The 22,030-nt window shown below is 56.4% G+C and carries 22 protein-coding genes; 6 read left to right on the top strand and 16 right to left on the bottom strand.

Features of this window, described 5'->3' with window-relative positions:
* Positions 1-57: 57 nt before the first annotated feature.
* The 7 genes from pheT to pyk all read right to left on the bottom strand — a co-directional run bounded on the left by pheT (position 58) and on the right by pyk (position 7,392).
* The gene (gene pheT, locus phaeop14_RS03110) at positions 58-2,454 is read right to left on the bottom strand and encodes a phenylalanine--tRNA ligase subunit beta (RefSeq protein WP_096788722.1); all 2,397 of its coding nucleotides are present in this window, start codon (positions 2,452-2,454) and stop codon (positions 58-60) included.
* Between the two features lie 89 nt (positions 2,455-2,543).
* Positions 2,544-3,362 (bottom strand): CE1 family esterase, encoded by an 819-nt coding sequence (locus phaeop14_RS03105; protein WP_040181553.1) that lies wholly within the window; start codon positions 3,360-3,362, stop codon positions 2,544-2,546.
* Positions 3,363-3,611: 249 nt separating this feature from the next.
* Positions 3,612-4,685, bottom strand: a complete 1,074-nt coding sequence (gene pheS / locus phaeop14_RS03100) for a phenylalanine--tRNA ligase subunit alpha (protein WP_040181555.1) — start codon at positions 4,683-4,685, stop codon at positions 3,612-3,614.
* Between the two features lie 235 nt (positions 4,686-4,920).
* Positions 4,921-5,286 carry a 50S ribosomal protein L20 gene (rplT, locus tag phaeop14_RS03095; protein WP_014873789.1) on the bottom strand — a complete coding sequence of 122 codons (366 nt, stop codon included), beginning with the start codon at positions 5,284-5,286 and terminating at the stop codon, positions 4,921-4,923.
* 15 nt (positions 5,287-5,301) lie between these two features.
* Positions 5,302-5,502 carry a 50S ribosomal protein L35 gene (gene rpmI, locus phaeop14_RS03090; protein WP_014873788.1) on the bottom strand — a complete coding sequence of 67 codons (201 nt, stop codon included), beginning with the start codon at positions 5,500-5,502 and terminating at the stop codon, positions 5,302-5,304.
* Positions 5,503-5,689: 187 nt separating this feature from the next.
* Positions 5,690-5,911, bottom strand: coding sequence for a hypothetical protein (locus phaeop14_RS03085; RefSeq protein WP_096788721.1), 222 nt, complete (start codon positions 5,909-5,911; stop codon positions 5,690-5,692).
* 35 nt (positions 5,912-5,946) lie between these two features.
* Complete coding sequence (pyk, locus tag phaeop14_RS03080) at positions 5,947-7,392, bottom strand: pyruvate kinase (protein ID WP_040181558.1); 1,446 nt, start codon at positions 7,390-7,392, stop codon at positions 5,947-5,949.
* 254 nt (positions 7,393-7,646) lie between these two features.
* Here pyk and phaeop14_RS03075 point away from each other — a divergent pair, with 254 nt between their 5' ends.
* Positions 7,647-7,964, top strand: a complete 318-nt coding sequence (locus phaeop14_RS03075; protein WP_040181660.1) for a DUF1244 domain-containing protein — start codon at positions 7,647-7,649, stop codon at positions 7,962-7,964.
* A gap of 92 nt (positions 7,965-8,056) precedes the next feature.
* Here phaeop14_RS03075 and phaeop14_RS03070 read toward each other — a convergent pair whose 3' ends face one another.
* Complete coding sequence (locus phaeop14_RS03070; protein ID WP_040172343.1) at positions 8,057-8,488, bottom strand: DUF1489 family protein; 432 nt, start codon at positions 8,486-8,488, stop codon at positions 8,057-8,059.
* Positions 8,489-8,674: 186 nt separating this feature from the next.
* On the opposite strand from phaeop14_RS03070, the gene phaeop14_RS03065 reads away from it, so the two are divergent.
* Positions 8,675-10,972, top strand: coding sequence for an adenosylcobalamin-dependent ribonucleoside-diphosphate reductase (locus phaeop14_RS03065; RefSeq protein ID WP_040172341.1), 2,298 nt, complete (start codon positions 8,675-8,677; stop codon positions 10,970-10,972).
* A gap of 323 nt (positions 10,973-11,295) precedes the next feature.
* Here phaeop14_RS03065 and phaeop14_RS19810 read toward each other — a convergent pair whose 3' ends face one another.
* Positions 11,296-11,604 (bottom strand): hypothetical protein, encoded by a 309-nt coding sequence (locus phaeop14_RS19810; protein ID WP_145957391.1) that lies wholly within the window; start codon positions 11,602-11,604, stop codon positions 11,296-11,298.
* 585 nt (positions 11,605-12,189) lie between these two features.
* Here phaeop14_RS19810 and phaeop14_RS03060 point away from each other — a divergent pair.
* Positions 12,190-13,356, top strand: a complete 1,167-nt coding sequence (locus phaeop14_RS03060; protein WP_096788720.1) for an MFS transporter — start codon at positions 12,190-12,192, stop codon at positions 13,354-13,356.
* Between the two features lie 606 nt (positions 13,357-13,962).
* Here the strand turns inward: phaeop14_RS03060 and phaeop14_RS03050 are convergent.
* Positions 13,963-14,454 (bottom strand): Lrp/AsnC family transcriptional regulator, encoded by a 492-nt coding sequence (locus phaeop14_RS03050; protein WP_244905802.1) that lies wholly within the window; start codon positions 14,452-14,454, stop codon positions 13,963-13,965.
* Between the two features lie 84 nt (positions 14,455-14,538).
* Here phaeop14_RS03050 and phaeop14_RS03045 point away from each other — a divergent pair, with 84 nt between their 5' ends.
* From phaeop14_RS03045 to phaeop14_RS03035, 3 genes are all read left to right on the top strand, one after another.
* Positions 14,539-15,159, top strand: coding sequence for a LysE family translocator (locus phaeop14_RS03045; protein ID WP_096788718.1), 621 nt, complete (start codon positions 14,539-14,541; stop codon positions 15,157-15,159).
* Between the two features lie 4 nt (positions 15,160-15,163).
* A complete protein-coding gene (locus phaeop14_RS03040; RefSeq protein WP_096788717.1) occupies positions 15,164-16,039 on the top strand; it encodes a DMT family transporter in 876 nt (291 codons plus the stop codon).
* 346 nt (positions 16,040-16,385) lie between these two features.
* Positions 16,386-17,003, top strand: coding sequence for an exonuclease domain-containing protein (locus phaeop14_RS03035; RefSeq protein WP_096790213.1), 618 nt, complete (start codon positions 16,386-16,388; stop codon positions 17,001-17,003).
* 510 nt (positions 17,004-17,513) lie between these two features.
* Here the strand turns inward: phaeop14_RS03035 and phaeop14_RS03030 are convergent.
* From phaeop14_RS03030 to phaeop14_RS03010, 6 genes are all read right to left on the bottom strand, one after another.
* Positions 17,514-18,578 (bottom strand): ferredoxin--NADP reductase, encoded by a 1,065-nt coding sequence (locus tag phaeop14_RS03030; protein ID WP_158524505.1) that lies wholly within the window; start codon positions 18,576-18,578, stop codon positions 17,514-17,516.
* Positions 18,575-19,111 (bottom strand): SRPBCC family protein, encoded by a 537-nt coding sequence (locus tag phaeop14_RS19805; protein WP_217521299.1) that lies wholly within the window; start codon positions 19,109-19,111, stop codon positions 18,575-18,577. The genes phaeop14_RS03030 and phaeop14_RS19805 overlap by 4 nt, the downstream gene beginning before the upstream one ends.
* A 45-nt stretch (positions 19,112-19,156) precedes the next feature.
* Positions 19,157-19,729, bottom strand: coding sequence for an aromatic ring-hydroxylating oxygenase subunit alpha (locus tag phaeop14_RS19800; RefSeq protein ID WP_217521297.1), 573 nt, complete (start codon positions 19,727-19,729; stop codon positions 19,157-19,159).
* 24 nt (positions 19,730-19,753) lie between these two features.
* Entirely contained in the window at positions 19,754-20,005 is a 252-nt protein-coding gene (locus tag phaeop14_RS03020; RefSeq protein ID WP_096788715.1) for a hypothetical protein, read from the bottom strand.
* The gene (locus phaeop14_RS03015) at positions 20,002-20,595 is read right to left on the bottom strand and encodes a TetR/AcrR family transcriptional regulator (protein ID WP_145957390.1); all 594 of its coding nucleotides are present in this window, start codon (positions 20,593-20,595) and stop codon (positions 20,002-20,004) included. Before phaeop14_RS03015 ends, phaeop14_RS03020 begins: the two co-directional genes overlap by 4 nt.
* Positions 20,596-21,572: 977 nt before the next feature.
* Positions 21,573-21,968 (bottom strand): RidA family protein, encoded by a 396-nt coding sequence (locus tag phaeop14_RS03010; RefSeq protein ID WP_040172325.1) that lies wholly within the window; start codon positions 21,966-21,968, stop codon positions 21,573-21,575.
* Between the last annotated feature and the right edge of the window lie 62 nt (positions 21,969-22,030).

Below are 22,030 nucleotides of genomic sequence, written 5' to 3'. Positions count from 1 at the left end.
ACCGGGCGCGTTTTCCAAGTCATACGGTCGGATCGGACCAATTGCCCTCAGTCGCAATTATCCGCGCAATGTACCGCCGGTCGCCTTTGTGACCTTGGCCACGATTTTGGCGCTGACCGCTTCGATGTCCTTTTCGGTCAGGGTCTTGTCGGTCGGTTGCAACCGCACGGTGATGGCCAGCGATTTGCTGCCCTCACCCAGACTGCCACCGATGAATTCGTCGAACACACGCACATCGTCAATCAGGACCTTATCCGCGCCAGCCGCTGCGTTGACCAAGGTCAGCGCCTCGACATCATCCGTCACGACAAAGGCAAAGTCACGCTCAACCGCCTGCAGATCGCTTTGGACCAATGCACCCCGGTTGGCGCCGGATTTGCGCGGCATCGGCACCTCATCGGGCCAGATGGTAAAGGCCACGGCGGACCCTTTGATGCCCATTTCGCTCAGCACCTTGGGGTGCAATTCACCAAAGACACCCAGCACCTTCTTCGGGCCGAGACAGATCTTGCCGTGCCGTCCCGGATGCCACCAGGACTGTGCCCCGCGCAGGATCTGAACCTTGGCAGGGGCGCCGATCGCCGCCAGAACCGCCTCAATATCAGCCTTGGCATCAAAGGTGTCGACCGCGCGGCTGGCACCGTGCACATCCTTGGGACCGGTCCGTCCAACCAGCAGGCCAGAAATCAGGTTATGCTGCTCACCCGGCTCGCCGCCGTGGAACGCAGGACCTGCCTCGAACAATGCCAGATCCATGAAGCCCCGCGCCTGATTGCGCGCCGCAGCCTGCAAAAGACCCGGGAGCAGCGCAGGACGCATATGCGACATCTCCGACGAAATCGGATTGGCCAGCATGGTGGCATCATCGCCACCGCCGAACAGCGCCGCAGAGGCCTTGTCGGTGAACGTGTAGCTCACCACCTCATTGTAGCCGAGGCTGGCACAGGTCCGACGTGCAATCTGCTGGCGGCGTTGTTGCGGTGTCATCACCGGCGCTGGCACACCATCGGTCAGCCGCGGCAAAGGCTTGCCTTCCAGCTTTGTCAGAGAGGCAATCCGCGCCACTTCCTCAACCAGATCGGCCTCCCCCATCACATCGGGACGCCAGCTGGGAACATGGGCCATATTGCCTTCCAAGCGGAAGCCGAGCCGCGTCAATGTCTGGCGTTGTTCGGATTCCGGGATATCCATGCCGACCAGCGACTGAACCCGCTCCGGATCCAACTTATAGGCCCGCGCATGGTCTGGCACGGCGCCGGCGGTCACCACATTCGACGGCTCACCACCGCAGAGATCAAGGATCATCCGGGTGGCATGATCCAGCCCATCACGCGTGTATTCAGGGTCAACGCCCCGTTCAAACCGGTAGCGCGCGTCAGAGTTGATCTTGAGCGCACGGCCCGTAGTCGCGATCTGAACATGGTCCCAGAAAGCACTCTCCAGAAATACATCTGTGGTGTCCTCGGTGCAGCCCGTCGCAGCCCCGCCCATGATACCGGCAATGCTTTCTGCGCCATTGTCATCAGAAATTACCATCTGACCCTCGGAGAGGGTGTAATCCTTCTCATCCAGCGCCGTCAGCGTCTCGTCACCAGCGGCGCGGTGAACCCGCAGATTGCCAGCTACTTTTGCTGCATCGAACACATGCAGTGGACGGTTCTGATCGAAGGTGAAATAGTTGGTGATATCCACCAAGGTCGAGATCGGGCGCAGGCCGATGGCGCTCAGCCGGTCCTGCAGCCACTGCGGGCTTGGGCCGTTCTTGACACCGCGGATCAGGCGGCCGGTGAACAGCGGGCATCCGTCCAATGTATCCTCGGCGATCGCCACCTTGATCGGGCTGTCATAACCGCCCTCAACCGGCTCAATCGTGAGCGGTTTCAGCGTGCCCAGACCGCGCGCGGCCAGATCGCGGGCGATGCCGCGCACACCCAATGCATCCGGGCGGTTCGGAGTGATGGCAATTTCGATAACCGGATCGACCTTGGCCGGGGCATTCTGTGCCAACCAGTCAACAAACCGATCCCCAACCTCTCCCGACGGCAGTTCGATAATACCGTCATGCTCATCCGACAGCTCCAGCTCCCGCTCGGAGGCCATCATGCCAAAGCTCTCGACACCGCGGATCTTGCCAACACCAATGGTGATATCCAGGCCCGGGATATACATGCCGGGTTTACACACCACCACGGTGATGCCCTCACGTGCGTTGGGCGCGCCGCAGATGATCTGCATCTCGCCTTCGTCAGTGTCGACCTTACACACCCGCAGCTTGTCCGCATCGGGGTGTTTCTCAGCATGTTTCACATAGCCCAGGGTAAAGTCCTTGAGCCGGTCGGCGGGGTTGGACACGCCCTCCACCTCAAGACCAAGATCGGTCAGGGTTTCTGTGATCTCCTCGACCGATGCGTCGGTCTCGAGGTGGTCTTTCAGCCAAGAAAGAGTGAATTTCATCGGTCCGGTTTCCTATGGCAAGCCATGCATGTTGCAGCAGGCAATGACAAAGATTGCCCCCATGTGCAAGCCTTGGCGCGGCTCAGGGCCTAAGGATAGCTGGGGGTGAGACCCAAAAGCTCATCCAGCTGCCGCCCGATCCAACCGTGTGGAATGAAATGCCCGCCCGGATGCAGATCAAGCGTGACATCGTGCCCCGCGCAGCTCCAGCTGGTGCGAGAGAAGGTCAGAAAGCTGCGCGCCTGCCAGTCCTTCTGCGGCGCGCCCGCGCCCTCGCAACCAAATGCCCGCCGCCACAGAGCCACCGGATAGGTCACATCCTCCCCCGGCCCCATCGGAAAATCCATAACCTGGTCGGCAAGACCATGTACATGACGCACCTCCTCAGGGGCCTGCGGACAGGTCTCAGTCTGATCGATGCTCCCCGCGACCGCCAAAAGCGCCGCCACATCCGCGCCGCTCTGGCAGACATAGCGCCAGGCCATTGCGGATCCGTAGGAGTAACCGGACACATAGACCTTCTTCTGATCGACAGGATAGCGCTTGTTCACATCGGCCAGCACCGCATCAGCAAAAGGCACATCTTCGGTGCTTGCAGCCCAGAAGTTCCAGCTCTTGCCGCGACCGTTGGGTGTCACCAGCAGGACTCCGCGCCGCTTTGCCGAGGCCCCCACCCTGTCAGAGCGTTGCGCATGTTTGCCCGTCCGGGACCATCCGTGAAAATGCAGCAAAACCGGTAGAGGCGAGACGCCGTCCCAGCCCTCCGGCTCCAGAACGTGATAAGACCGTTCGCCCAACGCACAGGCCACGTCTGCGCCGCAAGGGGCAGCATTGCCCTTCCATGGCCCCATCGCGAGGGCAGAGGTGGCAGTCAGGACGGCAGCAAGGGGCAGAACAAATCGCATCATTTCCCCGACACTAACCAACGTTAGCGCCTTGTCACGTCACATATTTGTGGGGCGGGAAGAGAGCGGGAACGTTCGCAGTCGTGCTCGCTCCCTTAGCAGGCGCGGCTGCTCCCACTTTTATTGTAGGCCCCCTTCTTTCTACCGAAAGACCGTAGGTCCTGCCCTGCCTGAGGACCGGGAGATGTACCCAAAAACGCACAACGCCCACCTACGATAGGTGGGCGATGCGCGATCTAAATTGTTTAAAACTTAGCGGCTCAAACCACCGTGTAGCGTCGGCACGTCCAGGCATTGGAACCCATAGTGGCGCAACCAGCGCAGGTCGCTGTCGAAGAAGGCGCGCAGATCCGGGATGCCGTATTTCAGCATCGCAATCCGGTCGATGCCCATGCCAAAGGCAAAGCCCTGATAGACATCGGGGTCAATCCCGCCGGCCGCAATCACCTTGGGGTGCACCATGCCGGAGCCGAGGATCTCAAGCCAGTCATCGCCCTCCCCGATCTTCAGCGTGCCATCTTTCCAGGAGCAGCGAATATCAACCTCTGCCGACGGCTCTGTGAAGGGGAAATGTGAGGCCCGGAACCGCAGGTCGACGCTGTCCACCTCGAAGTAGGATTTTACGAACTCTTCCAGCACCCACTTCAGGTTGGCCATCGAGATGTCCTTATCGAGGGCGAGGCCTTCGACCTGATGAAACATCGGCGTGTGGGTCTGGTCATAGTCGGCACGGTACACACCACCCGGACAGATGATGCGCAGCGGCGCGCCCATCTTCTCCATCGACCGGATCTGCACTGGCGACGTGTGCGTGCGCAGCACATGCGGCGGGCGGTTGTCGCCTTCCGCGCGGTGCATGTAGAAGGTGTCCATCTCGGCGCGGGCCGGATGATGGCCGGGAATGTTCAGCGCATCGAAATTGTACCAGTCGGTGTCAATGCGCGGACCTTCGGCAACGGAAAACCCCAGCTCGGCAAATATCGCTGTCAGCTCTTCGCTGGCCTGGCTGATCGGATGCAGCGTGCCGTTGCGGGTCGGGCGGGTCGGCAGCGTGACATCCAGCCATTCGGTCCGCAGACGCGCGTCCAGTGCGGCATCCGCAAGCCCTGCTTTTTTCGCAGACAGTGCCGCGTTAATCTCGTCCTTCAGCGCGTTGAGAGCCGGCCCTGCGACCTGCCGCTCTTCGGGCGTCATCTTGCCCAGCTCGCGCATCTTAAGGCTCACTTCGCCTTTTTTGCCAACAGCTGCGACCCGGATGGCCTCCAGCGCGTTCTCATCGGCAGCATCGGCGATCTGCCCGAGATATTTTGCTTTAAGATCGTCCATGACGGTCCCCTGAATAATGCTGCCGCTCTGCTATCACAGCAGAGGCTGAAAGCAAGCATTTGCACCGGCTCGCAGCCAATCTGAACGCAATCGCGGCAATCCGGTAGTCCCCCACGCGCACCCGACGCCTGCCGCGACGCCACAGACCGGACGAATAAGGGCAAATAGGGGCGCGACATGCAAAACGGGCCGCTCTTTTCAGAACGGCCCGCTTGAAATGATCCTGTGCCTGAACTTAGGCAGCCAGGGCGCTCTGTGCTTGCTTCACGATCGCACCGAAAGCTTCGGGTTCGTGGACAGCCAGATCGGCCAGCACTTTGCGGTCCACTTCGATACCGGCCAGGGTCAGGCCGTTGATGAAGCGGGAGTATGTCAGAGCCTCGTCGTGGCTACGCACAGCTGCGTTGATCCGCTGGATCCACAGTGCGCGGAAATTCCGCTTGCGGTTCTTACGGTCGCGAGTTGCGTATTGGTTTGCCTTGTCAACGGCCTGACGCGCTACCTTAAAGGTATTCTTGCGGCGGCCATAATAGCCTTTTGCGGCCTTGATGACTTTCTTGTGACGGGCGTGAGTTGTGGTACCACCTTTAACGCGGGACATATCTCAGATCTCCTCTTAGCGGTCGTAGGGCATGAAGCCCTTGACGATCTTTGCGTCGGGTGCCGACAGGGTAGTGGTGCCGCGGGCGTCGCGGATGAACTTGCGGGTCCGCTTGATCATGCCGTGGCGCTTGCCGGCCTGACCTGCGAGGACCTTGCCGGTCGCGGTCACTTTGAAGCGCTTTTTAGCGCTCGATTTTGTCTTCATTTTGGGCATTTCCGTCTCCTTCAATGCGGGTTCGGTCTATGCGCGACTCGGCATGCCACTCTGGGCCGGCCACGCGAACAGGGGTGCCGTTTACGCAAGCCGGGCCATAAGGGCAAGCGGATTCTTCATCTGAAACACCAAGATTTCATATTCAGGCCTGACGGGACCCGCTGCGACAATCACCCCGCCGCGACGGTCAGGTAAATCTGCCAATCACCCGGAAAATTGCCTTGGGGATATCATCAATCTGATAGCCCCCGGATTTGGTGCTGAACGCATATAGGAGCAGACCAACCGCCAGGACAAGAAAAACCGCCGACACCCTGGGGGTGCGGCGGTCGCTTGCGGCAGACAAAAGAGCGGGGATTGCCAAAAAGGTGAGCAAGAGCCCAAGCACCAGTGCCAGATCCGTATCCATGCTGCGCGTCCTCATCCAGGTAAGACGCGTTTAGGTTACTCCGGGTCGGTGCTGTAGATCAAACGTTCATCACAGGGCGCCACGCGCAGGATGTTGGTGGTGCCCGGAACATTGAACGGCACACCGGCGGTGACAACGATCTGATCCGTCTCGCCTGCGAACCCACCAGACCGCGCGGCGCGGGCGGCGCCAACAACAGCGCCTTTAAACCGGTCTTGATCTGTGGTCACAACACAGTTGCATCCCCAGCTCAGCGCCAGGCGGCGGGCGGTGCGCGCCAATGGTGTAAGCGCAATGATCGGCACACCAGGACGTTCCCGCGCGGTCAACAGCGCAGTCGTGCCACTCTGGGTGTAACAGCAGATGGCCTTGATCTCGGTCTTCTCCGCAATCTCGCGCGCCGCAGCCACGATGGCATCGGCAACGGTATCGCCCTTGGCAGAACGTGATGCCGCAATGATCTGTACATAGGTCGGATCGACCTCCACCTCTGTCGCGACGTTGTCCATCGTTTGCACAGCCTCGATCGGATACTGGCCCGCCGCTGATTCAGCAGAGAGCATGATGGCGTCTGCGCCTTCATAGATCGCGGTGGCCACGTCGGAGACCTCTGCACGGGTCGGCATCGGGCTTTCGATCATGCTTTCCAGCATCTGGGTGGCCACGATCACAGGTTTTGCGGCCGCACGGCAGCGGCGCACCAGACGTTTCTGGATCGGCGGCACAGCAGAGACAGGCAACTCAACACCCAGATCACCACGTGCAACCATAATCCCGTCGGAGGCATCCAGAATTTCGTCGAAGTTGTCGACGGCGGCTGGTTTTTCGATTTTCGACAGCACCGCCGCGCGGCCATCAGCCAGCCCACGGGCCTCGTAAACATCCTTCGCGCGCTGCACAAAGGAGAGCGCCAGCCAGTCCACGCCCAACCCGCAGACAAATTCCAGATCGCCGCGATCCTTCTCCGAGAGCGCCGCCAGCGGCAGCACCACATCGGGGACGTTCACGCCCTTACGATTTGAGATGGTTCCGCCGGTAGTCACAGTGCAATTGGCGAAATCATTGCCGCAGGTCTCAACCTTGAGGCGGATCTTTCCATCGTTGACCAGAAGATGAGCACCGGCCTGCAGCGCCTCGAAGATTTCAGGATGCGGCAGGCAGACCCGGTTTACGTCACCTTCGGCCTCGTCCAGGTCCAGACGGAAGGACGCGCCCTCAACCAGTTCTTCTGAACCGTTGGCAAACACACCTACCCGCAGCTTCGGCCCCTGAAGGTCGGCGAGAATGGCGATGGAGCTGTCCAGATCGGCCTCAACCTTGCGGATGATCGCATGTTTTGCCGCGATTTCCTCGTGGCTGCCATGGGACATGTTCAGGCGAAACACATCTGCGCCCGCTTCATGCAGCGCGCGAATGGTCTCATAGGTTTCGGATGCCGGCCCAAGGGTGGCAACAATCTTTACATTGCGCGATCTTCTCATGGGGTCATCCTCTTCATCGGCTGGAACGGTGTTATCGCAAACATTTCTGCGGCGCTTATCGCCTAAATCCCATTTTGCCGCAACTCCCCTAACGCTTCATCACCAAATGACGACGGACAGATGACATATGGCGCGTAGTTTTCGAGCCCCCAACGGCCCGCCGATTGATCTATTCTCCTGCCCGCCCTGTCATCAGTTGCCCAGTCCAGGCGCAGCTGTTAGTCAATCGGGTGTTTTCACAGATGGAGCCCGACATGGACAAGCAAACCCAGATCGAACTCGAAGCCGCCGCTTTTCGCAGGTTGCGACAGCATCTGATGGAAGATCGCACCGACGTTCAGAACATCGACATGATGAACCTCGCCGGTTTCTGCCGTAACTGCCTGTCGCGCTGGTATCAGGAAGCGGCCAATGAGCGCGGCATCGAGATGGGCAAATCAGAAGCCCGCGAAATCTTCTACGGCATGACCATGGATGAGTGGAAGACGACCTATCAGACCGACGCCTCTGCAGAAAAACAAGCCACCTTCAAAACCGCATTTGAAGAAAACGTCGGCAAAGAAAGCTCATAACCGGTCAGCCTACCCTCAAAGATCAGACCTGACGCCCAGACAGTGGCCCCAATCGGGGCTTCAGCGTTCTCGCAGGCGCAAAACCCGCTTGCTCAGATCACCCCGATCTCGGCAAGCGCCTGTGACAGTTCGGGCGGCAATGGCTTTTCCGCCGTTCGCCCCTTTGGCAGGTCCGGTGGCGTATCCTCGGGCTTCAGGTAGCGCCATCCCTGAAACGGACGACGCAGCGCCACCTGGGTCCGGTGAATTTCCGGCTCCAAAACAATGGCACAGCGCCGGACACCGTCGCCACCGATCACCTCATCCAATCGCAAAATCCGTTGGCGGCATTGGATTTGCCCCTTGATCACCCAGTAGATCGACCCGCCATTGAGGATCTCCGCCTCACGCTTGGGCCACATCCGCGTGACATGGCGCGGCAACCCCTCAGGCAGCTGCTTGCGGTACTCCGCCTGCCAGGCCGCCAGCCCGTCAACGGTTTCAGTCCCAACAGAAAGTTTCACAAGATTGATATAGTTATCCACAAGATGCCCACAGAGTCGTCCAGAGTATGAACCCTATATTGTAGGTCGGACTGGCAGATCGACAAGGTGTTGTGGTATGATAAGGATAAATTTACGCCTCAATGTGATTTCAGCGTTGAGGACCGCAGCGCGGCTGGTGTAGGCAGGCCGCCACCTTAGCCACGACCGACCATAGGGATTCGCCATATGAGCCGTTTTGCCGCCCCGATTGCCGAACAGATCTGGGACATGAAGTACCGTTTCAAACAGGCCGATGGCACCCCCATCGACCAGACAGTTGAGGACAGCTGGCGCCGCATCGCACGCGATCTGGCGCGGGCGGAGAGCGACCCCAAGACCTGGGAAGACAAATTCTATAGTGCGCTTGAGGATTTCCAGTATCTACCCGCTGGCCGCATCACCGCAGGTGCCGGCACCGCGCGGCAGGTAACCCTGTTCAACTGCTTCGTCATGGGCACAGTGCCGGACAGCATGTCGGGGATTTTCGACATGCTGAAAGAGGCCGCGCTGACCATGCAGCAGGGTGGTGGCATTGGTTATGATTTCTCCACCATCCGCCCGCGCGGCGCAGATGTAAAAGGCGTCGCGGCAGACGCCTCCGGGCCGCTGTCCTTCATGGACGTCTGGGACGCAATGTGCCGCACCATCATGTCCGCAGGCTCCCGCCGCGGTGCGATGATGGCGACCATGCGTTGCGATCACCCCGATATCGAAGCCTTCATTACTGCCAAATCCGACCCGGCCCGCCTGCGCATGTTCAACATGTCGGTTCTGGTCACCGATCCTTTCATGGAAGCGGTCAAGGCTGATGGCTCATGGGAATTGATCTTTGACGGCAAGATCTACCAGACCGTGCAAGCGCGCGATCTGTGGAACAAGATCATGCAGGCCACCTATGATTATGCCGAACCGGGCGTGATCTTTATCGACCGCATCAACAAGGCCAACAACCTGTCCTACGTGGAACAGATCGCGGCCACCAATCCCTGTGGTGAACAGCCCCTGCCCCCCTATGGCGCCTGCCTGCTTGGCTCCATCAACCTGGCGCGTCTGGTCAAAAACCCGTTCGAGAAGGAGTCCGAACTGGACCCCGAGGGGCTGAAGAACCTGGTCGCAACTGCCGTGCGGATGATGGACAATGTCGTCGACGTCTCCAAATTCCCGCTGGACGCACAGGCACAGGAAGCCCAGAACAAGCGCCGCATCGGCCTTGGCGTGACGGGTCTGGCGGACGCCCTGTTGATGCTTGGCCTGCGCTATGGCTCAGACGAAGCCGCGCGTCAGACCGAAGACTGGCTGCACGCGATCGCCCGCGCGGCCTATCTGGCGTCGGTGGATCTTGCCAAGGAAAAAGGCGCCTTCCCGCTGTTCGATGCGGACGCCTACCTGGCATCGGGCACCATGATGGACATGGATGAGGACGTGCGCGACGCCATCCGCGAGCATGGCATCCGCAACGCACTGCTGACCTCCATCGCCCCCACCGGCACCATCTCGCTTTACGCGGGCAATGTCTCCTCCGGTATCGAACCGGTCTTTGCCTATGCCTACACGCGTAAGGTTCTGCAAAAAGACGGCAGCCGCACCGAGGAAGAGGTCGTCGACTACGCCGTGCAGATGTGGCGCGACAAATTCGGCGACAAAGAGCTGCCCGACTATTTCGTCAACGCCCAGACGCTCTCCCCGTCGGAGCATGTCAAAATGCAGGCTGCGGCGCAGAAATGGATCGACTCATCGATTTCCAAGACCATCAACTGCCCCGAAGACATCTCCTTCGACAGTTTCAAGGATGTCTACATGCAGGCCTGGGATCTGGGCTGCAAAGGCTGCACCACCTACCGCCCGAATGACGTGACCGGCTCTGTGCTCTCCGTGAGTGAAAGCGCAGACACGGCACCAGGTGAAACCGCCGATGCCCCCCATGAGGCCGATATCAGCGAGTCCGGTGCGGCAGAAGTGGTCTATATGTCCGAGCCGCTGGATCGTCCGCAATCGCTGGAAGGTCACACCTACAAGCTGAAGTGGCCGGACAGCGAGCACGCGATCTACCTCACCATCAACGACATCATCATCAACGGCCACCGCCGCCCGTTTGAGGTGTTCATCAACTCCAAAAACATGGAGCACTACGCCTGGACGCTGGCCCTGACCCGGATGATCTCAGCCGTGTTCCGCCGTGGCGGTGATGTGTCCTTTGTCGTGGAAGAGCTGAAAGCGGTCTTTGATCCCCGCGGCGGGGCCTGGGTGCAGGGAAAATACATCCCCTCCATTCTCGCAGCGATCGGCGGCGTGATCGAAACACATATGGTTGCCACCGGTTTTCTCGAAGGCGAAGGGATGGGTCTGAAATCAGATCCAAAAGCGGAGGTTGTCTCCCTCAACGCCCCCCGCGGCAAACCCTGCCCGAGCTGTGGCCAATATGACCTGCAAATGGTCGAAGGCTGCATGACCTGCCGCAGCTGCGGCCACTCCAAATGTGGCTGAGTAAGCGGTTTCTGATGTCGTTCTGCGTGTGAATGTACCGACAGCCGATGTTTGCAATTTTTTCGGGGTTCTCAGACATTTTGTGCAAGCAAAGTGTGCACATTGGGGTCTCGGTCGGGGAATGGGCTTGATTGGTGGGTTTTTGGCTCACCTCTCACCGAAACGGCGACATAGACCTCTCTGAGGCGTCGCTCAATCCGCGGTGTAGATCCGTCCTTGAACCAAGGAACTGAACAAGGGCCGCAGCACTCCTGCGGCCCTTCTCGATGGTGCAGTCGGATCTCGCCAGGGAAGCAAGTTGGTGGCGCTAGGCTGTCCAACACTCACCGCCGTCTGGTGCCGTCGCCTGATGAGTTCCGGTGCTGTAAAGCGGAACCGCTAAATCTTACAGGCGGGAACGGAGCAGCAGAGAGCCAGTCGCTGGTTTTCTGAGCATGACAAAACATACCTTTGAGGCATTCGATTAGAATTTCAACTTTGCGGCCGTTGTCCGATCCTCCTACCCAGTAGGGCTCGCTCTCTTCAGTGTGATGCAGGACCGGGGCTCCACTGAGTTCATTCAACAAAGCCCGGAGGTGGCGGAGGACATCCTGCCCATCGTCGAGCTGTTTAGCTTGGAAGATGTCTTCCATTGTCGTCTCACTGATCTTTTCGACCGCGAAACGAAGTAAAACCGGCAAAGTCTCTTGCACGGTCGGTAGCGCATCGCGGAGTCGCCGCTGGCTTGCGATTGCCTCGACCGCTGACTTCTCGATCCCGGCGTCGATACGGGAACAAGTTCAAGGCCATGTAGGACAGCGATAAATTCGAAGCCTGAATAGGTCAGCGTATCGGTCGCGTCACCTGCATCGCCAAGCATATTAAAGATAAGATCGACAAGACCGTCGGCGGCAGTTTGTAGAACGCCGAGTGTTGGCTGCCCTCCGAGAGCGCGGGCGAATATGTCGCGACCAGCTTCGCCGATAATTGGGCCTCTTTTATCAGGCACTCTGTAAGTATTTGTTGCAGTTGCGAGGGCCACACCAGCCTGTTCCGCAGAGATCCGATGGGTCGACAGCTTAGTACCCGGAGCCAGTTACCATTCGATAGGAAGCATGTCGGCCAAACGCACGTAGTCGGGTGTCTTCATTATCACACTGTATCTAGTACAATTGAAAAATTGTCATGTTCATTTCGTCATGGCATTTCGATCTCAAGTCAATCTGCGAGGTCCACCCATGTCCAAAGTGATCCCGGTTTCTATTCTCGCCCTTGGTCTGTTTGCGGTGACATTTGCCGTGAATCTTCAGGCCCCGCTCTACGATTCCTATGCGACGGAAAGTGAGGTGGGCGCGACAGCTGTAACGGTTGCATTTGCAGCCTATGTCGGGGGTCTTATGCCAACGCTCTTGCTGCTCGGCGGCCTATCAGACCGGATCGGGCGGCGGTTTCCGATTGCCTTGGCACTGATCCTTGGCACCGTTGCGACAGCGCTTCTCGTACAAGCCCCAAGCTGGATCAGTCTGGTGATCGCACGTTTCATGCTCGGGATCGGCACCGGCGTCGCAACAACATCCGGAACCGCCTATATGACTGAAATCCTGGGCGCAGATCGCGCTAGGAACGCGGCTGTCATTGTGACCTCGGCTACGTCTCTTGGTTTTGGCGGCGGCGCTCTGGCAACCGGTATCAGTCTCGGCCTGCAAGGTCATACTCTCTTACCAGTCAGCTACATTGCGCTTTTCGTAGCGGCCCCGGTCCTGGCATTGATTGCCCTGACCCTGCCTCGTGTCGACAAGCCGAGGCCGGTTTCGCTTGTGCGTCTGCCGGTGTTCCCTACGGGAACGTGGGTCTTCGGGGCCGCGATGGCCCTGGCATGGTCCACCACTGGCATGACCATCGCTGTCGTTCCACTGGAACTGGCTGAAAACAATCTCGGAGGATGGACCGGTCTCGTCATTTTTCTGGCTATCTTCGTGGGGTTCTTGTGCCAGCCGATCGCCCGGCGTATGTCCAACGCGCGCGCCCTCGCTCTAGGTTTCATTCTGATCCCGCTTGGTTTTCTGGTTCTTCTTGCCGGTGTCTGGCTAAAGGTACTGGCATTTGTTCTTCTTGGCACCTGCATCACCAGCGCAGCGAGCTACGGTTTCACCTATCTCGCCTCATTGGCAGAGGTTTCCTTGCGTGCGCCAGATGATCGGGCGCGCGCAACGGCCGGGCTATTTATCTACGCCTACTTCGGCTTCTCACTTCCCGTAATCGCCAGCGGAGCACTTGCGGATATGCTCGGCCTTCAATCTGCGATGGTGGTATTTGCGATAGCGCAGGTCACTGTTACAGGGATCATCGTCCTGGTATGGAGCCAGCGTTCAGCCCCGTCAGGGGCTGCAATAAACGCCGGTTGAAAGCGCGATGGCGGACCAATTTACCGACATCGCCACTGACCCACAGCACTTTACCAGAAGAGATCACAACTTCAGGCGATCTTGCTCCGGAAACTCCCATGGGTCATCCAAGGTCACAAGACCATAGCGGTCTCCGTCATGCCCTGTTGCGGGGCTAAAAGTCGTTCGCTTTCTTAATAGGTGATGTTGGCACAAGAGCAGTTTGCCTCAGTGCGCGCTGCATCTTCCTGAGCTGTCGTTCTTCCTGTTCCGGCGTCGGTTTCTCGAACACAGCCACGTCAAACCCGACACCCCGCGCGATACTGCGCAGAGTTTGGACCTTCGTGAATGCCACCCACTCTCTACTTTCTGAATTGTACGGACAGTTAACCCGGCCGCATCTGCTAGGTTCTCCTGCGTTGAACCAATCATCCTACGCAAGAACCGGCATTGGCAGGCCATATATGCGGTATCTCGTTCCATAGTTTCCATCAAAACACTCCATTTTTCTGATGGAAGGACAATCTCAAAAACAACCGCGCGCGTCCCCGAACACAACCCCGAACGCTGTATGAGCTGCCACTTAGACGAATACCCGAAACATGTCTGACCAACGCGCGTCTGAACTCAGAACGGTGGCGGCCGCATTCTGACGGGGCTCGACTTTACGATCGCCGTGTTCGTTGTTGCCATCCGCCCGAAGGTTTCAAGAAGTGGATCCAGTTCTCCAATGTCTTTCAGCAGTATGCGGGCAACAAACCCGTCCTCACCCGTAACCTTGTCGCATTGCACGATCCGATCCGTATTCTGAATCTGTTGCTCCAGCACATGGCGCTTTCCCGGTAACGGTCGAAACCGCACAACAGCCTCAAGAGTATACCCCAAGGCAGCCGACGAAATATCAATCGAGAACACTTGCACAATACCTCTGTCCTGCAATCGCCGGACACGATCACGGATTGTTGGGGACGAGACCCCCACATCAGCGGCGAGGTCTTTCCAGCTAATCCGCGCATCACTCACCAAAGCTGTGAGAATGGCGCGATCAAGGTCATCTAGAGTATTTTCCATACCAATGCAAATACCCCAAAACCCCTCACTTTCCACGATTAAAATCAACTAAGTACTTTTATTTCAGCAAGCACATCTCTGCATTCACGCTCTATTTTTGCATATCAACGACCTCAAAATGTGAGAGAGACAATGAACTGGGCACTTTGGGTTTCCTTTGCAACTATCTCGGCCGTGAACATCGTCACACCAGGTCCGGCGAACCTGAATACCGTGCGGCGCGCGATACAGTTGGGCATCTACCAGGTTGCACCCACGATTCTTGGCAATGCTTTGGGCCTTGCCGTAGGTGGTGCTATCTGTGCAGCAGGCATAACGTCCTTTGTGATGGCGTCAGACTTGCTCTGGTCCTTTTTTCAGTGGGCGGGAGTAGCGTATCTGGCCTGGCTTGGCGCCAGACTATTGATTAGGACAGAAACCCTATCTCTACACTCTCAGACCGACGCAGCAGTTCCAGCTTGCACTCTATTTTTTGAGGCATTTCTACTGGCAGCCACCAATCCCAAAGCATTGCTATTTTATATGGCGCTGTTCCCTCAGATTCTGGAACCGGAGCGGGGAATGGCGTCACAAGCGAGTATTCTCATCCTGACCTATTGTGGCCTGTCCATCCTGTCGCTCACCACCTATTCGGCACTCGCACATGCTTTCAGGAGCCGGTTCATGACACCGGCGCGATATAACAGGTTCCGACAAGGCTCTGGCGTCCTTCTAATCGGGTTTGCGGCCAAACTGTTAATGAACATGCGATAGCGCAATGAAGCTTGTCTTACTTATCCTGCTCGGCTGTCTTTGGAGCGTGCGCCTCGCCGCCATGAAATCAGCCGGGCAATCGGGGCTTCCACCACTTTTGGTTGCCCCAGTTTCGATCCTTGGAATAGCCTTTTTCTATTCGGCTATAGCAACGGCATCCCGCAAATGGCCTCCACTTAGACCAGAGGCAGCAGGGTTCTACGTTCTCAGCGGATTCCTCGGATTTGTACTGCCATTTTTATTGGAGGTTTTTGTCGCACCAAAACTCCCCTTGTTCATCTTCGTCGTGATCATTTCCACAATGCCCATTTTCACAACCATCCTCGCCGTTCTTACTGGTGTGGAATCCGTGAACTTGAAGGGGGTAGCCGCTGTATTGTTGGGCTTTGGTGCTGCGATTATGATCGTTTGGGACACAGCAGAATTGTCGACTGATCCAGTTTCCTGGGATTGGTTTCTGGCTGCCTTCGCAGTCCCCACCCTCTATGCTGTCAATACGGTATTTGTTGCATCTCGTTGGCCGAAACGGGTCGACGCGATAAGCGTGGCGCATGGGCAAGCACTTGTCGTTGCGCTGGTCACATTGGCAGGAAGTATAATTTCCGGAAGTATCTTTGAGTGGCATCTTGTCACCGGCAACATTCCCGCTATCGGCTTGATCGGCGTTGGTGAAGGGCTTGCGCTACTGGTCTATCTGAATCTGACGCGAGACTATGGACCATCGCTGGTGTCCTTGGCAAACTTCATCTCACTCTTCTTTGCTGCGATAATTGGAGCCGTATTCTTCGATGATGGTCTCACCTGGCTTTCGGCTCTGGCGGGGGTTTTGCTTGTTACGGCACTGACCTTACGCAATCAGGAGAATCGAGGCGGAACCTGATCCGCTGCATTCAATCAGCCGACAGTCCCCGCATCACAATCATAGCGCCTGCAACTGTGCCGACGACGATAGGTTCAACGAGATCATGAAAAGACCGCCCGTGACGAAGCTGCTGAATTGGCTGAAAGCAGATATTAGCTAGCCCGTCGGCGCGAATAACTGCCCAGCATCGCTGTAAAGCCGATATTCAAGCAGGGCGTAGCATCGGTCAAAGCGGGCCCCCTTTCGCTGTTCGCTACAGTCTGTATTAATGACTGCCATCGCGTGCTGAGTGGTCTGGAAAAGAAGCCCGGCGAGTTATTGGTGCGTCTTTGCATCAGTCTGCGAACGTATGAAAGTCGTTGTCATGGCCAATGCTGCATCTTTGTCTTTACCAACTTGTTTCAAACAGGCTGAACCACTGAGCGACAATCTGAGGTTCATAGCTGTAGATGTCGAGACTGCCGGGTACGATATTGCGAGCATCTGTCAAATTGGCCTCGCTTGTGTTGGATTTGACAACTCAATCGCAACTTATAGTGCCTATATTGATCCCGGCACTCCCTTTGCTAAAGGCAATACGCGACTGCATGGGATTGATGCTTCAACTGTCAAAAGCGCCCCCAAATTTGCAGAAGTATTGCCAAGCCTACGTCCGGTTCTTGAGGCATACCCGCTTATTCAACACAGCCGATACGATGAGAAAGCCTTTGACGCGGCGTGTCGGCTTGCGGGATTTCAAGTGTTGAAGTCAACATGGTCAGACAGCGTTGCGATCGCTCGCCAAGCTTGGCCGGAATTACGCGGCCATGGCGGGCATGGTCTGGCCAATCTCAAAAAGGTGTTAGGGCTTCAATTCGAGCACCATGATGCTGAAGAGGATGCACGTGCTGCGGCTGAAGTTACATTGAAAGCAGAGGCATCAATGGGGCGAAAAATCAGGATGCTGAGTAGTTCACAGCAGTTGACCTTTGACTTTCAGTAATGCGGGAGGGCGACTTCACGGGTCGCAAGACAGTAAAATAGGCATTAGCGTAAGCTAAAGGCTCCATTTTCAAAAAACCGCACTCGGGTTCAACCTACATGCTATGTGTATTTTCAATCACCAAAGAGTAATCCTTGAAGATGGGCTTTGGCTAAAAATTTGATTTACATAATATGAGCAATTTTAAAATGGGAAAACTATGGTTCATTTTACTTCTATGAGGTCAGCAATAGCGCAAATCTTCGAAGGCCAATTACCCTTCTGACACGAGTTGATGACCACCGGTCGCGCTACGGCTTGTGGTTTCTTTTAAAACAATGACTTAAGTTAAAACTGCCGTTTGCCTACTGAAGCGACTGGTTCGCATGAACAAGGACCCGATGTTAAGCCAGTCTAATGGCCGTAGTTGCGCAACGCCTGACCGGCACCTTTGGGGCACCCGGCTCTAAAAGCGAGAGCCTTAACGATCGACGTGGTACAAAGAACAAGGGATTTCTGCTATCCGACGGCCTATTTATAGGCGAGTGCAAGGGTTTCCGTCGTAGCCAGGGATTGGCAGGTTAGCACCTCGCCCCTTGCAATATCCCCGTCTTCAAGTGCCTCACGTGCACGCATATGGACCCTGCCTTGTGTGAGCTTGGCACAGCACGCACCGCAGACACCTGACTGACAAGAGAATGGCGGCTTGAGCCCCGCCCCCTTGATAGCATCGAGCAGTGTTTGCCCCTTTGAGATATTGACTTGGTGGACCAAGCCACCCAGGGTTACGCTTGCTTTTGCGGCTATGCCTATGGTGCTTGTGTCGTGATCATCAATACCGCCATAGCTTTCCATGTGAATGCGGCTGACAGGGACATCGAGCGACATAAGCGCCTCTCTCACTCCATTATTCATCTCCCCAGGGCCGCAGACATAATACTGTGTATCCTGCGCATAGGGTGGGTTCTCGGCGATCATTGCTTCAATGGCCGCTTTGTTCACAATGCCCTTGCGCCAATACTGCACATTTGACCACCAGCCCGGCTTAGAAAAGACATGGTGAACGGACATACGCTCAGAATTTGCCTCCCAAAGGCGATTCAGCTCATCCTCGAGCAAAATGCTCTTTTCATTGCGATTGCCATATACCACATGCGCGAAGGAGCCAGACTCTTCAGCCATAACCGAACTCAACATCGAATACAGTGGGGTAAAACCAGATCCAGCGCCAAAAAAATAATGCGTGCGCCGCGATGTTGCGCTGGGGTCGAGGTGAAATCTGCCGAAAGGAGGCATTACGTCGATAATGTCTCCTGCTGAAACGGTGTCGTTGATGTGATTACTGACCACGCCGCCCTTGACCCGTTTGACAGTGATCCGCAAAGGATCTCCGGTGAAAGGTGAGGAGGATATCGAATAGCTTCGACGTTGCTCCTGGCCATCCACCGTGACGCGCAACGAGAGATGTTGCCCGGGTCTCCAACCGAATACTCTACGCAGAGGCGATGGCACATCAAACATCACTGTTTTGGCCATACCATCAATCTCTTCGCGTGTCTCGAGAACGGTCAGCGGATGAAAACTGCGCGCAGTCATTTGTCTCTTCCCAACCATTCAAGGACGACTTTCTGATGTTCGACAATAGGGGTTTCACCAGTGGCAACAGGACCGGTCTCAAAATAGGGAGACTTCAGTGACTTTTGCTGTTGCTCACAGGCATAGACGTCCTCGCCGGTGAAGTCTCCCGCAACCATCGGGTCATCGTCGTTCATTGCGTCATGGCTCTCATATTTGCCGCTGAGCCCAAATTTCGTCCAGAAGTTCGATGATCTCATTGACTGCTTGGTGAACTCCCAGCCAGAACTGTTGGAGACACGCCCACGGTTGATAACGCGGGTCAGCTCAGGCTCCAGTGGTTCGATAATGAAGATGTTCCAGCCATCCTCCGAACCCGCAAGCCCGATACCGGGAAACAGCATCGGCACCCAAGCACCATTGGCACCTTCAGGAATGACACGAGGCGCAATCAGTTTGCTTTCCTGATTTTCCAGGAATTCTTCAACCGGTGGTTCCCAAAACATATAGTGCGGACCCTCCCAGTGATACTTGGCCGCCTTGTGATCATACATCTGTAGCGTGTTCGAATGCAGGTGGCTCAAGTGATAGACATCAATTTAGTTCTCAACGACGGCCTTCCAGTTCGCTTTGATCTCGTAGCTACTCTTTAGCTCGCCATATTCAATCAGTTCTTCCGGCACGTGCGGGCCAATGTGCGGTTCAACCGGACCAAACCAGTCAGCAATGGAAGGCGCATTCGGATCAGGATGCACAAAGATCATCGACTTCCAGATGTCGACCTTGGCTGGTTTCAGTCCAAGGCAGGATTCATCGATCTGTCCGAATTCCTCCTGTTCTTCAGGGACTGAAATCAGGTTGCCTTCTAGATCGTAGGTCCAGTCGTGATAGGGGCAGGTAAGTGCCTTTTGTGTTTTACCTACAGCACGGATGAGTTGCGTACCGCGATGGCGGCAAATGTTGTGAAACGCCCGCAGGCGACGGTCACGCCCCATGACAATAAAGATGTTGTTCAACCCGGCTTGCACGGTGATGTATTGACCCGGCTTACTAACGTCTTCCATGAACCCCGCGTAACGCCAGGTTTTTGAGAAGATGTCGCGCATTTCACGATGGAACCAATGCTGCGATGTATAGGCTTCTACGGGCAGCAGATGAAGCATGTTGGACATGTAGGCACCTCCTCAGGGCATGTGTCAGGATTGAACCGGAAAGAGATCAAGCGCCACGAGCATCAGTCCCAATACGATCCAGGCAATCTGGGTCAACCAGAACAGCACGGGTTCCTCGTCCCGGTTCACATCCGAAAGTAAAAAGGCGCGGCCCGAATAGAAATTTTGAATTGTCCAATAGACGAACAATAGCCCCCATGGGGATTGGTAGCCCATGACCGTTGAGACCATCAGGATTACAAAGGTGATATAGTTCAGAAGGCGCATACGGGTCATGAATAGTCCTCTAACTCTCGGACCAGCTTCACAGCGAGACCGCGTGCGGTCTCAGACCAGGTCGCAGGCATCTCCAATGGGCGTAATGACGACACGTTGTAGTAGAGCGCAATAACACCGTGGGCGCACGCGTCCACCGCACCCGCCCCGGCCTGTGGATAAGCACCTCTAAGAGCGCCAGCCACGGCGGCCTCAAAATTAAGCACTGAGGCCCGACAAGCATCGCGCAATTCGACTTCCTCACTAGCTTTTGCCGTTAGCGCCGCAAGAGCAAGGACCATGTCCGGTGACGTTCCACAGGTATCGTCAAAAAGTAATTCGACCAATGCTGTGCCGGGATCGGCTTTTGGCAGTGCCTCTACCAGCGCGTCGGTTTGACTATCGAAGCTGTCCAATACATAGGCCTGCAAGGCCAGGGTCATTTCGCTACGATTACCGAGATGGTAACGGACTAAGGGGCGAGTCAGACCAGCCTCGGTTGCGACTTGGGCGAGAGATGCGCCTTCTAGACCATAACGCGCCACGCAACGCACCAATGCCTGCATAACTTGCTCATAGCGCTCATCGCGGTTCGACGGACGGCCCATCACTAGGCGCCACCTGTCTCTACACTGGAAGGAAAGATCGCGCGCCCAGAGGGGTTAGCCGAATAAGTTTTGTCTGTACTCATCGCAGTTAATTTCCTGTCACTTTTGACAATCTATGAAGCAATGAACTTAACTTGTCAATACTGACAAGTTAAGTCACGTAACGGCCATCCACACACCAATCCCTGCGCCCCATTACAGTGAGACGAAATCGATCCTCTTATAGTTGACTGGTTAACTGCCCCAAGTGGCTGCTTCCTAGGCGTCCGGGCTGTCGCAACACCTACTGCTGTGAAGCTGTCTTGTGGCCTAGGATCCAACGGGTTTTCTAGTCACTTACGGAAGCCAAGAGGCCTGCGTACATAGCTCTACGGATGATCTGGTGACGATGACCCCAGGTGGCAGACTTATCTTTTACCCTTGAACAGCTGCCAGAATTCGAGCGCAAATTGGCAGAAGAAGAGACAAGGTCGCCTCGCAAACAGCAAGAGGTAGGAGATGGCCACGGATCTTCGGTAAACACGTTCGTTGTACAACAAGGTTGTGAACAACAGAGAAATTGCATCGGCGAGATCTGGTATTCAGCTCCCTCATTCACGTGGAGAACACTTAAGATCGCTTGCGGTGTGGTCGGCAAACCGCATATCATCAACGGAACGTCGAGTGGCACTATTATTGCCAGGCATCAGCTTAGCTAGAACCGTCGCTGAATGTGCCACCCTCTCAACCAACAGGCGGCGTTCGACAGGTCTTGGATCAGCTCGGGACTGACCGCCTATACCTCCACCACCCCGCTTAGTCGCTGGGTGATCTTATTAGTCGCTGGGTGATCTTAGAACATTCAGCCGGCCTGACTCCTGACTTGGTGGCCTTCGCCAGCCGTAAACGTAGTGAACGCAGGCTCGCTCAAGCACCCTTACTCACACTGCACGAACGGGCCATTGAGGGGTTGACCCTAATGGCCCGTTGATATCCATATCCTAGGCCGCTGCGGTTGCTTCGATTTCGAACAGCAGCCCTGGTATCGCCAGTCTGCTCACCCCTAGAAGCGTCATTGGCGGGGCATTTTGATGTATGCCAAAACGCATCCCCATGACATCAAAATTCTTCAGAGCCTCGTCTACATCCGTCGCGTAGACGCCAAGACGGATGATATTGCTGAGATCCATCCCCGCCTTCTCCAGCACCGCCTCAAGGTTGTCCAATGCCAAACCAATCTGGGCGCGCATGTCGTCGAGGTGCTGCGGATTGCCTTCGCCATCTACAGCCGTCTGGCCCGCGCAGATGACTTGCCGTGTTACGCCTTCGACCACTTCAGCTTGGTTATAGCCCAACTTCAGGGACCAATCCCATGGGTTCACAGCTGTACGTTCCATCTTTCGAATCTCCTCTCATGTTGCTGGAAACTTTGTAGGCTAAAATGGTGCCAAAATTTGTC

Source organism: Phaeobacter piscinae (assembly GCF_002407245.1).
Taxonomy (GTDB): Bacteria; Pseudomonadota; Alphaproteobacteria; order Rhodobacterales; family Rhodobacteraceae; genus Phaeobacter; species Phaeobacter piscinae.
Note: the sequence above shows the minus strand (reverse complement) of the source record. Positions and strands in the feature narration are given on the sequence as shown.

What these genes read in the sequence shown, in the direction of transcription:
- pheT (WP_096788722.1), bottom strand. Translation starts at nt 2,454, where the DNA reads ATGAAATTCACTCTTTCTTGGCTGAAAGACCACCTCGAGACCGACGCA.
- phaeop14_RS03105 (WP_040181553.1), bottom strand. Translation starts at nt 3,362, where the DNA reads ATGATGCGATTTGTTCTGCCCCTTGCTGCCGTCCTGACTGCCACCTCT.
- pheS (WP_040181555.1), bottom strand. Translation starts at nt 4,685, where the DNA reads ATGGACGATCTTAAAGCAAAATATCTCGGGCAGATCGCCGATGCTGCC.
- rplT (WP_014873789.1), bottom strand. Translation starts at nt 5,286, where the DNA reads ATGTCCCGCGTTAAAGGTGGTACCACAACTCACGCCCGTCACAAGAAA.
- rpmI (WP_014873788.1), bottom strand. Translation starts at nt 5,502, where the DNA reads ATGCCCAAAATGAAGACAAAATCGAGCGCTAAAAAGCGCTTCAAAGTG.
- phaeop14_RS03085 (WP_096788721.1), bottom strand. Translation starts at nt 5,911, where the DNA reads ATGGATACGGATCTGGCACTGGTGCTTGGGCTCTTGCTCACCTTTTTG.
- pyk (WP_040181558.1), bottom strand. Translation starts at nt 7,392, where the DNA reads ATGAGAAGATCGCGCAATGTAAAGATTGTTGCCACCCTTGGGCCGGCA.
- phaeop14_RS03075 (WP_040181660.1), top strand. Translation starts at nt 7,647, where the DNA reads ATGGACAAGCAAACCCAGATCGAACTCGAAGCCGCCGCTTTTCGCAGG.
- phaeop14_RS03065 (WP_040172341.1), top strand. Translation starts at nt 8,675, where the DNA reads ATGAGCCGTTTTGCCGCCCCGATTGCCGAACAGATCTGGGACATGAAG.
- phaeop14_RS19810 (WP_145957391.1), bottom strand. Translation starts at nt 11,604, where the DNA reads ATGGAAGACATCTTCCAAGCTAAACAGCTCGACGATGGGCAGGATGTC.
- phaeop14_RS03060 (WP_096788720.1), top strand. Translation starts at nt 12,190, where the DNA reads ATGTCCAAAGTGATCCCGGTTTCTATTCTCGCCCTTGGTCTGTTTGCG.
- phaeop14_RS03045 (WP_096788718.1), top strand. Translation starts at nt 14,539, where the DNA reads ATGAACTGGGCACTTTGGGTTTCCTTTGCAACTATCTCGGCCGTGAAC.
- phaeop14_RS03040 (WP_096788717.1), top strand. Translation starts at nt 15,164, where the DNA reads ATGAAGCTTGTCTTACTTATCCTGCTCGGCTGTCTTTGGAGCGTGCGC.
- phaeop14_RS03035 (WP_096790213.1), top strand. Translation starts at nt 16,386, where the DNA reads ATGGCCAATGCTGCATCTTTGTCTTTACCAACTTGTTTCAAACAGGCT.
- phaeop14_RS03030 (WP_158524505.1), bottom strand. Translation starts at nt 18,578, where the DNA reads ATGACTGCGCGCAGTTTTCATCCGCTGACCGTTCTCGAGACACGCGAA.
- phaeop14_RS19805 (WP_217521299.1), bottom strand. Translation starts at nt 19,111, where the DNA reads ATGTATGATCACAAGGCGGCCAAGTATCACTGGGAGGGTCCGCACTAT.
- phaeop14_RS19800 (WP_217521297.1), bottom strand. Translation starts at nt 19,729, where the DNA reads ATGTCCAACATGCTTCATCTGCTGCCCGTAGAAGCCTATACATCGCAG.
- phaeop14_RS03020 (WP_096788715.1), bottom strand. Translation starts at nt 20,005, where the DNA reads ATGACCCGTATGCGCCTTCTGAACTATATCACCTTTGTAATCCTGATG.
- phaeop14_RS03010 (WP_040172325.1), bottom strand. Translation starts at nt 21,968, where the DNA reads ATGGAACGTACAGCTGTGAACCCATGGGATTGGTCCCTGAAGTTGGGC.